Annotated in this window: 15 protein-coding genes; 7 read left to right on the top strand and 8 right to left on the bottom strand. The window is 70.4% G+C overall.

Going from position 1 to position 15218, the window contains the following annotated elements; all coding sequences use genetic code 11:
* Positions 1-4: 4 nt before the first annotated feature.
* Positions 5-1357: a cytochrome ubiquinol oxidase subunit I gene (locus FFT10_RS03470; RefSeq protein ID WP_137731346.1), complete on the bottom strand. Its 1353-nt coding sequence runs from the start codon at positions 1355-1357 to the stop codon at positions 5-7.
* A 52-nt stretch (positions 1358-1409) separates the two neighbouring features.
* Complete coding sequence (locus FFT10_RS03465) at positions 1410-1970, bottom strand: GbsR/MarR family transcriptional regulator (RefSeq protein ID WP_174246069.1); 561 nt, start codon at positions 1968-1970, stop codon at positions 1410-1412.
* Positions 1971-2101: 131 nt separating this feature from the next.
* On the opposite strand from FFT10_RS03465, the gene coaBC reads away from it, so the two are divergent.
* On the top strand, positions 2102-3334 hold the full coding sequence (coaBC, locus tag FFT10_RS03460) for a bifunctional phosphopantothenoylcysteine decarboxylase/phosphopantothenate--cysteine ligase CoaBC (RefSeq protein WP_137731345.1): 1233 nt from the start codon (positions 2102-2104) through the stop codon (positions 3332-3334).
* The gene (gene dut / locus FFT10_RS03455) at positions 3331-3786 is read left to right on the top strand and encodes a dUTP diphosphatase (RefSeq protein WP_137731344.1); all 456 of its coding nucleotides are present in this window, start codon (positions 3331-3333) and stop codon (positions 3784-3786) included. Before coaBC ends, dut begins: the two co-directional genes overlap by 4 nt.
* Positions 3787-3874: 88 nt before the next feature.
* On the opposite strand, the gene FFT10_RS03450 is transcribed toward dut, so the two are convergent.
* Entirely contained in the window at positions 3875-4396 is a 522-nt protein-coding gene (locus tag FFT10_RS03450; RefSeq protein ID WP_137731343.1) for an FKBP-type peptidyl-prolyl cis-trans isomerase, read from the bottom strand.
* Positions 4397-4466: 70 nt separating this feature from the next.
* Between FFT10_RS03450 and FFT10_RS03445 the strand changes: the two genes are divergently transcribed.
* The 3 genes from FFT10_RS03445 to FFT10_RS03435 all read left to right on the top strand — a co-directional run bounded on the left by FFT10_RS03445 (position 4467) and on the right by FFT10_RS03435 (position 6543).
* Positions 4467-5609 (top strand): JmjC domain-containing protein, encoded by a 1143-nt coding sequence (locus FFT10_RS03445; RefSeq protein WP_137731342.1) that lies wholly within the window; start codon positions 4467-4469, stop codon positions 5607-5609.
* An 11-nt stretch (positions 5610-5620) separates the two neighbouring features.
* Complete coding sequence (locus FFT10_RS03440) at positions 5621-6157, top strand: hypothetical protein (RefSeq protein ID WP_137731341.1); 537 nt, start codon at positions 5621-5623, stop codon at positions 6155-6157.
* A gap of 149 nt (positions 6158-6306) precedes the next feature.
* Entirely contained in the window at positions 6307-6543 is a 237-nt protein-coding gene (locus FFT10_RS03435; RefSeq protein WP_137731340.1) for a hypothetical protein, read from the top strand.
* Between the two features lie 72 nt (positions 6544-6615).
* On the opposite strand, the gene FFT10_RS03430 is transcribed toward FFT10_RS03435, so the two are convergent.
* Complete coding sequence (locus FFT10_RS03430; RefSeq protein ID WP_228026929.1) at positions 6616-8400, bottom strand: serine/threonine-protein kinase; 1785 nt, start codon at positions 8398-8400, stop codon at positions 6616-6618.
* A 333-nt stretch (positions 8401-8733) separates the two neighbouring features.
* Here FFT10_RS03430 and FFT10_RS03425 point away from each other — a divergent pair, with 333 nt between their 5' ends.
* Positions 8734-9423: a hypothetical protein gene (locus FFT10_RS03425; RefSeq protein WP_137731338.1), complete on the top strand. Its 690-nt coding sequence runs from the start codon at positions 8734-8736 to the stop codon at positions 9421-9423.
* 10 nt (positions 9424-9433) lie between these two features.
* Here FFT10_RS03425 and FFT10_RS03420 read toward each other — a convergent pair whose 3' ends face one another.
* Both FFT10_RS03420 and FFT10_RS03415 read right to left on the bottom strand, forming a co-directional pair.
* A complete protein-coding gene (locus tag FFT10_RS03420) occupies positions 9434-10510 on the bottom strand; it encodes a phosphotransferase (RefSeq protein ID WP_137731337.1) in 1077 nt (358 codons plus the stop codon).
* 13 nt (positions 10511-10523) lie between these two features.
* Positions 10524-11228, bottom strand: coding sequence for a Crp/Fnr family transcriptional regulator (locus FFT10_RS03415; protein WP_137731336.1), 705 nt, complete (start codon positions 11226-11228; stop codon positions 10524-10526).
* A 204-nt stretch (positions 11229-11432) separates the two neighbouring features.
* Between FFT10_RS03415 and FFT10_RS03410 the strand changes: the two genes are divergently transcribed.
* Positions 11433-12983 carry a hypothetical protein gene (locus FFT10_RS03410; protein ID WP_137731335.1) on the top strand — a complete coding sequence of 517 codons (1551 nt, stop codon included), beginning with the start codon at positions 11433-11435 and terminating at the stop codon, positions 12981-12983.
* A gap of 12 nt (positions 12984-12995) precedes the next feature.
* Here FFT10_RS03410 and FFT10_RS03405 read toward each other — a convergent pair whose 3' ends face one another.
* On the bottom strand, positions 12996-14183 hold the full coding sequence (locus FFT10_RS03405) for a pyridoxal phosphate-dependent aminotransferase (protein WP_137731334.1): 1188 nt from the start codon (positions 14181-14183) through the stop codon (positions 12996-12998).
* Between the two features lie 7 nt (positions 14184-14190).
* Positions 14191-15147, bottom strand: coding sequence for a CysB family HTH-type transcriptional regulator (locus FFT10_RS03400; protein WP_137731333.1), 957 nt, complete (start codon positions 15145-15147; stop codon positions 14191-14193).
* Between the last annotated feature and the right edge of the window lie 71 nt (positions 15148-15218).

Raw genomic sequence — 15218 nt, 5'->3', positions numbered from 1 at the left:
CTCCTCAGGCAAACGCCCGGCTGGGCAGCGACCGGCCGGCGGGCAACAGGCTGGCCTCGGGCTTCTCGGCCAGGTGGCGCACCACCGCCACATAGGCCACCAGCAGGCCCAGGTACAGGGTGCAGTACAGCGCCAGCGTCAGTGCGATGTGCGGTGCCGGCACGGCGCTGGCGACATCGGCGGTGCGCAGCAGGCCGTGCACGATGAAGGGCTGGCGGCCGATCTCCGTCACGTACCAGCCGGCCAGCGTGGCCACCCAGCCGGAGAAGGCCATGCCGGCGATCGGCCACAGCAGCCAGCGGGGCAGCGCGTCGGCGGCCCAGCGGCGGCGCCACAGCAGGCCCAGGCCGACAAAGGCCACCACGCCCATGAGCACGCCGGTGCCTACCATCACCCGGAAGCCGTAGAACACCGGCTTGACCGGCGGGTGCGCGCCCTGGAATTCATCCAGCCCGCGAAGGGTGCCGTTCAGGTCGTGCGTCAGGATCAGGCTGGCCAGCTTGGGGATGCCGATTTCCAGATGGTTGCTGCGCGTGGCTTCATCCGGCACGGCGAACAGCAGCAGCGGCGCGCCCGCTTCGGTCTGCCACACGCCTTCCATCGCCGCCACCTTGGCGGGCTGGTGTTCCAGCGTGTTCAGGCCGTGCAGGTCGCCCACCAGCACCTGCAGCGGCACCAGCAGCGCGCCCATGGTCAGGCCGGTGCGCAGCACCTTGGCCGTGCTGCGGTTGGTGGTGCCGCGCAGCAGCTGCCAGGCGGCCACGCCAGCCAGCAGGAAGGCCACGGTCAACGCCGAGGCCAGCAGCACATGCGCCAGCCGGTACGGGAAGCTGGGGTTGAAGATCACCTGCATCCACGAGGTGACGTGGAACACGCCGTCTTCCAGCCGAAAGCCGGCCGGCGTCTGCATCCAGCTGTTGAGCGCCAGGATCCAGAACGCGCTCATCGTGGTGCCGAAGGCGACCAGGAAGGTGGCCAGCAGGTGCATGCGCTCGCTGACCCGGCCGTGGCCGAACAGCATCACGCCCAAGAAGGTGGCTTCCAGGAAGAAGGCGGTCAGGACCTCGTAGCCCAGCAGCGGCCCGGCGATGTTGCCCACCCGCTCCATGAAGCCCGGCCAGTTGGTGCCGAACTGGAAGCTCATCACCAGGCCGCTGACCACGCCCAGTGCAAAGCTTAGCGCGAAGATCTTGGTCCAGAAGCGGTAGGCCAGCAGCCAGGCCGTCTGGTGGGTGCGCAGCCAGCGCCAGCGGAAGAACAGCAGCACCCAGCCCAGCGCGATGGTGATGGTGGGAAACAGGATGTGGAAGGAGATGTTGGCGGCGAACTGCAGCCGCGCCAGCACGAGGGCGTCCATGTCGGATCCGGGTTGAATGAAAGGGAACAGGGCAGGGTGGAGCGTGGGCCCGTCAGGGTTTGCCGCCGGCCACCACCTTCACCTTGCCGGTGAACTCCAGCAGCCGCTGCACCTTGCTGCCCATCTTCATCAGCTGCTGCAGCGTGGCCGCGTCCATGCGCTGCACGTCGTCGAACCAGGTCATCAGCATCTCGATCAGGTCGTGCATGCCGCGCATGCGCTCCTGGGCGATGCGATCGTCGTCGCTGGCGGGTGTCTCCAGCAGCGCATTGCGCAGCATTGACAGCGTGGGCTCGATCTCGCGGCGGCGGCGCTCCTCGGCCAGGGTGCGGAAGATCTCCCAGGCGTCGGTGGGCGCCTCGAAGTATTCGCGCCGATCACCGGGCAGGTGCTTGAGCTTCACCAGCCGCCAGGCCTGCAGTTCCTTCAGCCCCATGCTGACGTTGCCGCGGCTGAACTCCAGGTGGGCGGCGATGTCGTCGGCATTCAGCAGCACCGGCGAGACGAAGATCAGCGCGTAGATTTGGCCGACCGTGCGGTTGATGCCCCAACGGCTGCCCATCTCGCCGAAATGGCCGATGAAGCTGCGCATCAGGGGAGACAGGGTGTTCATCACAAGCTCTCAGGGTTTGTCCTGGGTCATATTCTGCTCTGATTTCAGAAAAAACTGAAAGTTCAGAACGTCAAAGTCCGCACGTCCAGGGTGGCAGCAGCGGCCGTTGGCCGTGCGCTACATTGCCCGCCATGTCGATTCCCGTCCCCCATCCCGCGCTGCCTTTGGGTGGCCGCCACATCGTGCTGGGCCTGTCCGGCGGCATCGCCTGCTACAAGAGCGCCGAGCTGGTGCGGGCCCTCACCCAGGCCGGCGCCAGCGTGCAGGTGGTGATGACCGAGGCCGCCTGCCAGTTCATCACCCCGGTGACGATGCAGGCCCTGTCGGGCCAGCCGGTGGTGCTGAGCCAGTGGGATGCGCGTGAGCCGAACAACATGGCGCACATCAACCTCAGCCGCGAGGCCGACGCCATCCTGGTGGCGCCTGCGTCGGCCGATTTCATCGCCCAACTGGTGCAGGGCCGGGCCAACGACCTGCTGGCCCTGCTGTGCCTGGCGCGGCCCATCGCCAGCTGCCCGCTGCTTCTGGCCCCGGCGATGAACCGCGAAATGTGGGACCACCCCGCCACCCGCCGCAACTGCGCCCAGGTGGTGGCCGATGGCGCCACGCTGCTGGGCCCCGGCAGCGGCAGCCAGGCCTGCGGCGAGACCGGTGACGGCCGCATGCTGGAAGCCGCCGAGCTGTGCGAGGACCTGATCGCCTTCTTCCAGCCCAAGCTGCTGGCCGGCCGCCGGGTGCTGATCACCGCCGGCCCCACCTTCGAGGCCATCGACCCGGTGCGCGGCATCACCAACCTGAGCAGCGGCAAGATGGGCTTTGCCATCGCCCGCGCCGCCCGCGAGGCTGGCGCCGAGGTGACCCTGGTCGCCGGCCCGGTGCACCTGCCCACGCCGCGCGGCGTGCGCCGCATCGACGTGCAGAGTGCGCAGCAGATGCACGATGCGGTGCTGCCCCTGGCGGCGCAGCACGGCGTGTTCATCGCCACCGCCGCGGTGGCTGACTGGCGGCCCGCCGCAGCGGCCGGCGAGAAGATCAAGAAGGATGGCTCGGGCCAGGTGCCGGCCATCGGCTTCACCGAGAACCCCGACATCCTGGCGGCGGTGGCGCGCCTGCCCGGTGGCCCCTACTGCGTGGGCTTCGCGGCCGAGAGCCACGACCTGGCCCGCCACGCCCGCGAGAAGCGGCTGCGCAAGGGCGTGCCGCTGATCGTCGGCAATGTCGGCCCCGCCACCTTTGGCAAGGACGACAACACGCTGCTGCTGGTCGATGCCGACGGCGAGCGCGCCCTGCCCACCGCCGACAAGCTGACGCTGGCCCGCGCCCTGGTGGCCGACATCGCCCAGCGCCTGGGAACTGCCGCATGACCACCGCCACCATCGACCTGAAGATCCTCGACCCCCGCATGGCCGGCCAGCTGCCGGCCTATGCCACGCCCGGCAGCGCCGGTCTGGACCTGCGCGCCTGCCTGGACGCGCCGCTGGTCATCGAGCCCGGGCAGACGGTGCTGATCCCCACCGGCCTGGCGGTGCACATCGCCGACCCCGGCCTGGCCGCGATGATCCTGCCGCGCTCGGGCCTGGGCCACAAGCACGGCATCGTGCTGGGCAACCTGGTCGGCCTGATCGACAGCGATTACCAGGGCGCGCTGATGGTCAGCTGCTGGAACCGCGGCAGCATGGCCTTCACCGTGCAGCCGCTGGAGCGCATCGCGCAGATGGTCATCGTGCCGGTGGTGCAGGCCGCCTTCCGCGTGGTCGACGACTTCGGTGCGTCGCAGCGTGGCGGCGGCGGCTTCGGCTCGACCGGCCGCGGCTGAGCGCCGACGCGCGTCAGAGCCTGGCGGCGTGTACCGCCGCCAGTCCTTCGCCAGCCTGCGAACGCCTTCCGGCATTCGCAGCGCGGGCTCAGTGCAGGTGCTGCGAGCCCGGCACCGGTGACAGGATGCTGACCGCGCCTTCGTCCACCGACTGGGCGGCGATCTCGTCCTCGGTGGCCTCGCGCACGGCCTGCACCTGCACCGCCAGGCGCAGCGCCATGCCGGCCAGCGGGTGGTTGCCGTCCAGCACCACGTGCTCCGGGTAGACCTCGGTGATGGTGTAGATCAGCGACGGCGGCATGTCCTTGGTCACGGCGCCTTCGGGCAGGCCGTCGAACTGCATGCCTTCCTCGATGTGCTCGGGGAAGATGCCGCGCGCCTCGAAGCAGACCAGCGCCGGGTCGTAGTCACCGAAGCCATGCTCTGGCTCCAGGTGCAGGTCGCAGGTGAAACCGGCTTCCTGGCCGGCGATGGCTTCTTCCAGCTTGGCCAGCAGGTCGTCGCCGCCGTAGAAAAACTCCACCGGGTCGGTCAGTTCGTCCAGCGTGGCGCCTTGGGCATCGGCCAGCGTCCAGGTCAGGCTGACGACGCAGGGTGAGGTGATCAACATCAGGGAATGATCGCACAGGGCCGCCGCGCCCATGCCGGGCGGGGCAGGGCGCCAGCGACAATCCGGCCCCATGGATGTCACCCTGCCCACCCCCTTGCTCGACGGCCTGTCGCCGGCCCAGTTCATGCGCCGCCATTGGCAGAAGAAGCCGCTGCTGGTGCGCCAGGCCTGGCCTGGCGTGCAGAGCCCCATCGGCCGCAGCGCACTGTTCGACCTGGCCGGCGCCGAAGGCGTGGAGGCGCGCCTGCTCACCGCCTTCGACGGCAACTGGACGCTGCGCCACGGCCCGTTCAGCCGCCGCGCGCTGCCGCCGGTGAAGAAAACGCACTGGACGCTGCTGGTGCAGGGGCTCGATCTCCACTGGCAGCCAGCCCACACGATGCTGCAGGCCTTCCGCTTCCTGCCCGAGGCCTGCCTGGACGATCTGATGATCTCCTACGCCACCGATGGCGGCGGCGTTGGCCCGCACCTGGACAGCTACGACGTCTTCCTGCTGCAGGTGCACGGCAGCCGGCGCTGGCGCATCGGGCCGGTGCCCGACCGCACGCTGGTGCCCGACCTGCCAGTGCGCATCCTGGCCAACTTCCAGCCCACCGAAGAATTTCTGCTGGAACCCGGCGACATGCTCTACCTGCCGCCGCTGTGGGGCCATGACGGCGTCGCCGAGGGCGAGTGCATGACCTGCTCGATCGGCTTCCGTGCCGCCACCGAAACCGCGCTGGCGCAGGAGCTGCTGCACCAGCTGGCCGACGAGCTGGAGCCGCCGTCGGCCGATGCCAGCGGGCGTGCCGCCGAGCGCATCTACCGCGATCCACGCCAGCCCGCCACCGCCACGCCGGGCCGGCTGCCTGACAGCCTGCGCCAGTTCGCCCAGGCCGCGCTGCAGAAGGCGCTGCGTGACCCGCAGGCACTCGACCGCGTGCTCGGCGGCCTGATGACCGAGCCCAAGCCCCAGGTCTGGTTCGACCCCGGCGCACCACTGCCACCCAGCAGCGGCGCGGTGCTGGACCGCCGCAGCCGCATGGCCTACGACGACACCCATGTCTTCATCAACGGCGAGGCCTTCCGCGCCGGTGGGCGTGATGCCCGCCTGATGCGCCAGCTGGCCGATGCGCGCCAGCTGTCCGCTGCCGAGGTCGACCGGCTCAGCGCCGATGCCCGCGCCCTGCTCGACGACTGGGCCGACGCCGGCTGGGTGCAGCCCGCGCCCTGAGGCCGCAGCAGATGCAGAACGCACCTGCCCCGGCACCGTGGCCAGCGGGCGGCCTGCACCAGGGCCGCCAGGTCTGCACCGACCTGCTGCGCCAGGCCCTGCTGGCGCTGTCGCCCACCGCGGGGGATGGTGCCTGGCCGCTGGCCGGCACCCGTCAGCTGTGGCTGGCCGACACCGACTTCGCCGACTGGCCGCTCGATGAGCCGGCCGTCCAGACAGCACTTGGTGCCTGGTTGCGCCAGGGCGGCCGCCAGCTGTGCATGGCTGGCGAACAGTTCGACATGGCGGCGCGCCTGCATCCGCGCTTCGCCCGCTGGCGCCGCGACTGGACACACGCCATCGCCACCTGGGCGCCGGTCGAAGGCCGCCTGCCACAGGCATTGCATGGCCTGCTGGCCGCACCGCTGTGGCTGCAGTGGCAGGACGCACCGGACTGGCGCATCCGCTGCTTCACCGATGCGGTGCATGCACGCGCCATCCAGGCCCAGATTGCAGACTTTTTACAACGCTGCGAGCCCGCTTGGCCGGCCACCACGTTGGGTTTATAGGTGGCTTCCCTATGTTTGCTATAATTTTTGGCTAGCTTCAGATGTGCTCGAGCTTTCTGAATCTGGTTTCTGAACACTCGGCTCCGCTGAATGCCTCGGATCCTGTTTCTCCCGCAAATGTTGATCAACACTTCTCACTGAGGACACCAATGAACAAGTCGCTCCTGCTGGCCACCCTGATCGCCGCCGCCGCCCTGACCGCCTGCGGCAAGAAGGAAGAAGCCGCTCCCGCCGCCGCCCCGGCCGCTGCCCCCGTGGCTGAGGCCGCTTCGGCTGTCGCCGCTGCCGCTTCTGGCGTGGCTGACGCTGCCGCCTCGGCTGCCACCGCTGTCGACGCTGCCGCTTCGGCTGCCGCCGGCGCCGCTGCCGCTGCCGCCAGCAAGTAATCGGTCTTCAGCCGATGCGAAAAAGCCGCCCTCGGGCGGCTTTTTTCATGGCCGGACCCGGGCTGACGGCGCTCAGTTCACGACGTCGACCGAAAACAGCGCCGCGCCATAGCGGTCGCAGCCGGCGGTGTTGCAGCGTGCCTTGCCCGCCATCACCGATCCGGGCCCGGCATGGCCATTGGCCAGGGCGCTGCCGGCCGCGCCGGTGGGCAGGCTCAGGAACCAGGCCACCTGCTGCTTGCTGAGGTGAGAGAAGTCGCGCGGGTGCTCCGACACGATCACCGCAAAGTGCTCCGGCCCGGCCGGCTCGGAGGTGTCCAGCGGCCAGCTGGATTGCGGCAACGCCAGTGTCTGGCCGGCGCGGATGCGGTTGTCGCTGGCCATCGCGTTGGGATAGAGCAGCAGCAGCGAGCCATCGGGCCCGCCCACCAGCACGTAGACATGGCCGTCACGCGATGACGTCACCTTGAAGCCAAGGCGGTCCTTGCCGATGCGCAGTTTGGGCGCGTTGGCGCGGGCTTGCACATCGAAGTCGGCGCTGCGGGCCTGCAGCAGGCGGTCGAACTCACCCTGGATCGACAGGTTGACCGGCTGCGCGGTGGTCGCGGGGACGGCTGCTGGCGCTGGCGCAGGGGCTGCGGCCCCCACAGCCGCTGGTGCAGCTGTCGCCGCCGGCTGCTGGCGCTGCCCAGCCCAGAAGGCCAGCCCGGCCAGCAGCAGCACGGCGGCACCCACACCGCCCAGCAGCACCGGGCGCGGCAGGCCGCCGGTGCGCGGCATCGGCAGCGGCGCCAGTGGCGCGGCGGCACCGGCAGCGGGGCGGGCGGCAGGTCCCGGCGCGGGTGCCGGGCGGGCCGGCATCGGCGCCGCCCCGGCTGGCAGGTCGTCGATCCCCAGGGCCTGGCGGAATTCCTGCACCGATTGCGGCCGGCCGTCGGGCCGCACGCTCAGGCCGGCGTCGATGGCCTGCAGGAAACGCGGGGAGTAGCGCCCGGCGGCCGCCTCCACCAGTGGCACGCAGCTGTCCGACACGGTGCGGGCCACCGACACCGGTGGCTTGCTGCCCATCACCGCGGCATAGATGACGGCGCACAGCGCGTAGATGTCGGTCCACGGCCCCTGCTTCAGCGACGGCACCTCGGCGTACTGCTCCACCGGCGCGTAGCCGGGCTTCAGGATCGCGGTCAGCGCCTGCGTGGCATCGCCGATCACCTGGCGGGCGGCGCCGAAGTCCAGCAGCAGCGGCCGGCCGCTGTCGGCAAGCAGCAGCACGTTGTCGGGCGCGATGTCGCGGTGCAGGCAGTGCTCGGCATGGATCACCGCCAGCGCCTCGGTCAGCGAGGCCAGCAGCGCGGTCAGCCAGCGCTCGTCGGGCGGGCTGCCCATCTGGCGCAGCGTGTCCTTCAGCGTGGCGCCCTCGTAGAACGGCATCACCATGTAGGCCGTGCCGTTGGCGCGCCAGAAACGGTAGACCTTCAGCAGCGACGGGTGGTCGAACTGGGCCAGCAGCCGGGCCTCGTTGATGAAGCTGTCCAGGCCGGCATCGAACACCGGCTGGTGCTTGTCGGCAGTGACCACCACATCCAGCGGGCCCGAGCGCATCGCCAGCGTCGACGGCATGTACTCCTTGATCGCCACCCGGCGCTGCAGCGAATGGTCGTGCGCCAGGTAGACGATGCCGAAGCCGCCTTCGCCCAGCACCCGCAGCAGTTCGAACTCGGCCAGGTGGGCGCCGGTGGGCAGGGCGTTGCCGCGTCCGGGCGCCGGCCGCGGCAGCACCTGCGTGGCTTCCCAGGCCGCGCCGGCAGGCGGCTGGGCAGGGGTCGGCGGCGATGGCTCGGGCGTTGGGCTGCTCATGGCGGCGGGATGCGACGGGTGGACACATTGTGATGCACCGGGCGGCAACGCCATCCCCAGGGAAGCCGATCCGTGCGCCGGCGGCGCCGCGGCTGCGGCGGTGGCGCCACAGCGCGGGGCCTGCTGCACGTCGCCGCGGCACAAACCGACAGGAATCGCACGGACTGGCCGGCCTCCGGGTGCCTGCACCAACGCATGCCAGCGACGGCCCAGGCATACACTTTCAAGCTCTGTCACCTCTGCAGGGCGGCCACCGGTCGGCTGCCACCTTCAACCATGCTGAAGACATTGCGCCGGTTGCTTTCCGGGGCGTCCGGGCAGGCGGATCCCACCGTGCTGCGGCAATGGGCGGAAGAGCGCGGCCACAGCTGGAGGCGGGTGCGCGACGCCGAGGGCTGCGTCATCGATGGCCGGATGGGCCAGCAGGACTGGCGCATCGAATGGGGCGCACCCCAGCGCGACTACATCAGCGGCATGGAGCTGCGCCTGATGGCCGAGCTCGATCTGCCGAAGGAACTGATCGCCATGGTGCTGAATCGCCAGCTGATGGAGGCGATGGAGAAGGCGGTCTACGAGCGCTATGTCGATGACGTGCAGACCCGCATCGAGACCGACACGCCGGCCGAGATGCGCTGGCTGGTGATGTTCCCGAAGACCGTGGCCGCCGACCTCGGCCGGCTGAAGGACCGCTACGGTGCGGTGAGCAGCATCGAGCCCTGGATGCAGCAGTGGTTGCAGAGCCCGCTCAACGATGCCCTGGTCGCCACGCTGGACATGGTCGATCCGGCCGACGCCGTGGTGCTGACCATCGGCCGGAGCCGCCTGACCTTGCGCACCAGCCTGCCCCAGCCGGATGCCAAGCGCCTGGCGCAGTGGTTTTCGGTGTTCGAGCATGCGCTGCGCGAGGCCAAGCGCCTCGGCACCGAATGGCGGGATGTGGCCGGCGCCGGGCTGACCACCCAGCCCAGCGCCTGGGCGCAGAGCGAGCTGCCCACCACCCGCCTGCCCGACATCCGGCTCTGAGCCAGGCCGCTCAGGCCCGGCTGGCGAAGGCCCAGCCCAGCTCGGCCAAGGGCCGGGTGGCGGCGCCGGTGGCGCGCGCCTGGGCGCTGGCGGCGGTGCCATCAACCACCCGCTTGGCGATGCCCTGGGTGATGGCTGCCAGACGGAACAGGTTGTAGGCCAGGTAGAAGTTCCAGTCGGCCAGCAGGGCATCGGGCGCGCCGCGGCCGGTGCGCACGCAGTAGCGCTGCACATAGTCACGCTCGGCCGGGATGCCCAGCGCCGGCAGGTCCAGCCCGGCGATGCCGCGGAACACGCCCGGCGGGATGTGCCAGCTCATGCAGTGGTAGCTGAAGTCGGCCAGCGGGTGGCCGATGGTGCTCAGCTCCCAGTCCAGCACCGCAATCACCCGCGGCTCGTGCGGGTGGAAGATCAGGTTGTCCAGGCGGTAGTCGCCATGCACGATGGCCACTTGCGTGTCGTCCAGCGCACTGGCGGGCAGGTGCGCCGGCAGCCAGTCGATCAGCTGGTCCATCTCGGCGATGGGCTCGGTGACCGAGGCCTGGTACTGCTGGCTCCAGCGCTTGATCTGGCGGCCGAAATAGTTGCCCGGCCGGCCGAAGTCCGACAGGCCCACGGCCTTGACCTCGACGTTGTGCAGCGCGGCCAGCACCCGGTTCATCTCGTCATAGACGGCGGACCGCTCGGCCGGCTGCAGGCCAGGCAGCGATTGCTCCCAGAACACCCGGCCCTCGACGAAGTCCATCACGTAGAAGGCGCGGCCGATGACCGACTCGTCCTCGCACAGCACATGCATGCGGGCCACCGGCACGCCGCTGAGGGCCAGCGCGTCCATCACGCGGAACTCCCGCTCGATGGCATGGGCCGACGGCAGCAGCTTGGCCAGCGGGCCGGGCTTGGCCCGCATCACGTACTGCCGGCCGGGCGTGACCAGCTTGAAGGTGGGGTTGGACTGGCCGCCCTTGAACTGCTCGACCGTCAGCGGGCCGGCAAAGCCGGGCAGGCGGTCAGTGAGCCAGCGCTCCAGGGCAGGAATGTCGAAGGCATGCTGCTGCGACACCGCGCCGCTGCCGGTGAATTGGTCCATCAGATGTCCTTGCTCAGCCTTCGGCGATGTCGAGCAGCTTGTCGCGTGACAGCACCACCAGCCGGGTGGGCTCGACGCGCACGGCGCCTTCCCGTTCGAAGCCCTTGAGCTCCTGGTTGACGCGCTGGCGCGAGGCGCCCAGCAGCTGGGCCAGGTCTTCCTGCGCCAGTTGCAGGCCGATGCGGATTTCCTCGCCCTGCTCGATGCCGTAACTCTTGGCCAGCATGATGATCTGCTTGGCCAGGCGCGCCGACAGCGGCTTGGTGTTGAGGTCCTCGAACTGGTTGAACATCAGCCGCAGGCGGCGGCAGTTCAGCCGCAGCAGCGCGTCGTACAGCTCGGAGTGCTGCGACAGCAGTTCCTTGAAATCGGCCTTGCGCACGCACAGCAGCGTGGTCTCGCCGTGGGCGTCGGCATCGTGGGTGCGCGGCAGGCCGTCGAACAGCGCGATGTCGCCGAACCAGACGCCCGGCTCGCAGTAGGTCAGCGTGACCTGCTTGCCCGACAGCGACACCAGCGACACCCGCACCGCGCCGCGGGCCACACCGCACCATTCTTCGGCCGGCGTGCCCCGCGAGGCCAGCGGTCCGCCGTCGCTCAGCCGCCGCACATACGCCCGGGACAGGATGGCGTGTCGCAGCGGCTGCGAGAGCTTGGAGAACCATGCACCGGACTCGATGTTTTGACGCTCTTCGATGGTAAGAACCGGGGTATTCATGTCTTGTCCCAGGTGCGACAACCGCACCAGCATGCACGGCCTATTGTCGTCCAGCTTGGCAGTGGGTGGTGCGCGGATGCGCCCGGGTGGCGGCACTGCCCCACGCCCGCGCTGGCGACGAGAAATCTGGCGGGTTTCGGCAGGTCGGTGCACGGGGCCTGCGTGCTAGAGTCAATTCCGACTTTCCACACCCACGGCCACCGCTTGGCAGCTGCTCCCATCCGCACCGCCCCTGGCCTGCGCCACCCCATCGCCGCCGCGGCAGCGACCTTGGTGCTGTGCGTGGTGCTGGCCGCGCCGGGGCGGGCCCAGGTGGTGCCGGAGCCGGTGCAGCAGCCGGCCACAGGCCCGGCCACCGCCGACGACATGCGTTCACTGGACCAGCAGGTGCAGACCGTGCTGGCCGAGGCCCGGCGCCAGCAGGAGCAGATCGCCCAGCAACGTGAACGCTTGAGCCGCGCCGAGGCTGCCAACCTGTGGCTGCCCTGGCTGGGGATGGCGGTGCTGGGCCTGGGTGGCCTGTCAGGCTGGCTGGGCTGGCGGCTGTGGCGGCTGCAGCGCCAGCAGGTGCAGCCGCCCGCGGCGCCTGCGGCGGCAGCGCCGGTCGACGACCCGGCCGCATTGAACATGGCGGCCCTGGTGGCCGCGGCCATGCCGGACAGCTTTTCGTCGCGCGGCACGGAACGGCCGCTGCTGTCGACCCCGGCGGCCGGCATCGCGCCGCCGGACATGACGGTGGCACAGGCCCGCCGGGTGCCGCTGCAGCGCGACAGCAGCGGCGCCAGCCTGGCCGGCAGCAGCGAGTTCTCGCTGGGCACCGGCGTGCCGCCGCGGCCGGTGACCGTCGAAGAGTTGCTGGACCTCGACCAGCAGGTGGATTTCTTCCTGGCGCTGGGCCAGGCCCAGTCGGCGATCGACCTGCTGCTGGGCCATGTGCGCGGCAGCGGCGGCGCCAGCGCGCTGCCTTACTTCAGGTTGCTGGAGATCTACCGCCAGCAGGGCGACGAGGAGGCCTACGAGCGCACCCGCGAGCGCTTCAACCAGCGCTTCAATGCCTACGCGCCCGACTGGTCGGGCGACCTGGCCGGCGGCCGCCTGCTGGAAGACTATCCCGATGTGCTGCGGCGGCTGCAGCGCGCCTGGCCGCAGCCCATCCGCGCGGTGGCCGAGATGGAAGGGCTGCTGCTGCGCCGGGCCGACCTGGAGCCCTTCGACCTGCCGGCCTACCGTGATCTGCTGATGCTGCACGCGCTGGTGCGCGACATGCCGGCGACGCCGGCCGTGCCGGAAGCGCGTGCGCTGCCCACGGTGCCGGCTGCCGCGCCACCTCGCCGGGCGGCACCGCCGATCACCACACCGGCGGTGCTGAACCTGGGCGACGCCGTGTCACCCCCCGACGGCGAGAGCGTGGACCTGCTGCTGCCGCTGGACGACGACCCGCTGGACATCACCGCGCCGCGGCCACACCTGGCCGAACAGGCGAATGCGCAGGCGATGTTGGCCGACTGGGTGTTCACCCGCGCGGCGCAGGCCCGGCGCGGCCATGCCGAGAGCCCGCGGGCGCAGCCGGCGGCACCCGTGCGGCGCGGCATCACGCTGGATCTGGACCTGAGCGAGCATGCACCCGCGCCGCGGGAGTTCACCCGACCCGCCGCCTTCACCGACATCGACATGCGCCGCGACAAGCGCCTGTCCGACCTGGGCGGGCTGGACGAGATCGACAGCGATCCGACGCCGCTACCGTCGCGCCGCTGAAGTCGGCCGCTGCTACAGCTTGGCCAGGCGGGCCAGCGCGGCCTGCAGCGTCTCGTCCTTCTTGGCGTAGCAGAAGCGGGCCAGGCCCTGGTTGCGGCCGTCGTCGTAGAAGGCCGACAGCGGGATCGCGGCGACGCCGATCTCGGTGGTCAGCCACTGGCAGAACTCGCCCTCCGGCAGGCTGCTGATGGCGCTGTAGTCGACCACCTGGAAGTAGCTGCCCTCGCTGGGCAGCAGGCGGAAGCGGGTGCTGGCCAGGCCGGCGCGGAAGAGATCGCGCTTGCGCTGGTAGAACGCCGGCAGCTCCAGGTAGGGCGCCGGGTTGGCCAGGTAGCGGGCCAGGCCGTGCTGCATCGGCGTGTTGACGGTGAACACGTTGAACTGGTGCACCTTGCGGAACTCGGCCGTCAGTGGCGCCGGTGCGGCCACGGTGCCGATCTTCCAGCCGGTGACATGGAAGGTCTTGCCGAAGCTGCTGACGACGAAGGCCCGGGCCGCCAGCTCGGGGTGGGCGCTGGCGCTGGCATGCGGCTCGCCGTCGTAGACCATGTGCTCGTAGACCTCGTCGCTGATCAGCAGCGCGTCGGTGGGGCGCAGGATCTCGGCCAGGCGGTCGAAGTCGGCCTGGCGCCAGATGGTGGCGCTGGGGTTGTGCGGGGAGTTGACCAGGATGGCCCGGGTGCGCGGCGTGATGGCCGCGGCGATGGCATCGAAATCGGGCCGGAACGTGCCGGCCTGCAGCGCCACCCGCACCACGGTGCCGCCGGCCAGCTCGATGTTGGGCACGTAGCTGTCGTAGTTGGGCTCCAGCACGATGACCTCGTCGCCGGGGCCGACGACGGCGAGGATGCAGGTGATGATGGCCTGCGTGGCGCCAGCGGTGACGGTGATCTCCGTGTTGGCGTCGTAGTGGCGGCCGTACAGCGCTTCGATCTTGCGCGACACCGCCTCGCGCAGCGCCGGCACGCCGGCCATCGGCGGGTATTGGTTCAGGCCCTCGCGCATCGCCTGGCCCACCGCATCGACCAGGGCCGGATCGCCCTCGAAATCGGGGAAGCCCTGGCCCAGGTTGACGGCGCCGCGTTCGGCGGCCAGTGCCGACATCACCGTGAAGATGGTGGTGCCCACCTTGGGCAGACGGCTGGGCGGCAGGGGCGTGCGGTGGCTGGCCGGGGCGGCGGTTGTCGTGGCGGTGGTCATGGCGCGGTCAGAGCTCGTAGGACGTGGGGGTGCTGCCAGGCCGCTCGGCCATGGCTTTCTCGATCAAGGGGCGGTTCAGGCGTTCGCTCAGCAGTTCGGCGAAGGCGTAGACGAAGTGGCGCAGGTAGGCGCCGCGCTTGAAGGCCACGCGCGAGGTGTTGGGGCCGAACAGATGGCCCACCGGGCGCCAGGCCAGGTCGCCGCCTGGCGGGTCGTCGCGCACCGCCATTTCGGCCACCAGCCCCACGCCCAGGCCGAAGCGCACATAGGTCTTGATGACGTCGGCGTCGATGGCCTCCATCGCGATGTTGGGCTTGAGCCGGGCGCGGGCGAAGGCCTCGTCGATGCGGCTGCGGCCGCTGAAGGTGGGGTGGTAGGTGACCAGCGGCTCGGCCGCCAGCTGTTCCAGCGTGGGCCGCTCCACATCGGCCAGCGGATGCTTGGCCGGCACCACCAGCACGTGCTGCCATTCATAGCAGGGCAGGGTGACCAGGCCGTCGACATCGGCCAGCGCTTCGGTGGCCAGGCCGATCTCGGCCACGTCGTCGGCCAGCATGCGGGCCACGTCGCCAGGCGTGCCCTGGTGCATCTGCACCTGCACCTTGGGGAACATGCGCCGCAGCCGCGCCACCGGCTCGGGCAGCACGTAGCGGGCCTGGCTGTGGGTGGTGGCGATGGACAGGGTGCCGGCGTCCTGCTTGCTGAACTCGTCGCCGATGCGCTTGAGGTTGGCCACCTCGCGCATGATGATCTCCACGCTCTGCAGCACCAGGCGCCCCGGCTCGGTGACACGGCGGATGCGCTTGCCGTGGCGGGCGAAGATGTCGACGCCCAGTTCCTCTTCCAGCTCCAGGATGGCCTTGCTGATGCCCGGCTGCGAGGTGTGCAGGGCCTTGGCGGTCTCGGTCAGGTTGAGGTTGCGCCGCACGGCCTCCTGCACGAAGCGGAACTGGTGCAGGTTCATGTCAGTCCCGCCCGGCCGTTCCGAAGGGACTGACCGCCACCTTGGGGGGCAGCGAACGCAGTGAGCGTGGG

This window comes from Pseudaquabacterium pictum (assembly GCF_005403045.1).
Classification (GTDB): Bacteria; Pseudomonadota; Gammaproteobacteria; order Burkholderiales; family Burkholderiaceae_C; genus Pseudaquabacterium; species Pseudaquabacterium pictum.
Note: the sequence above shows the minus strand (reverse complement) of the source record. Positions and strands in the feature narration are given on the sequence as shown.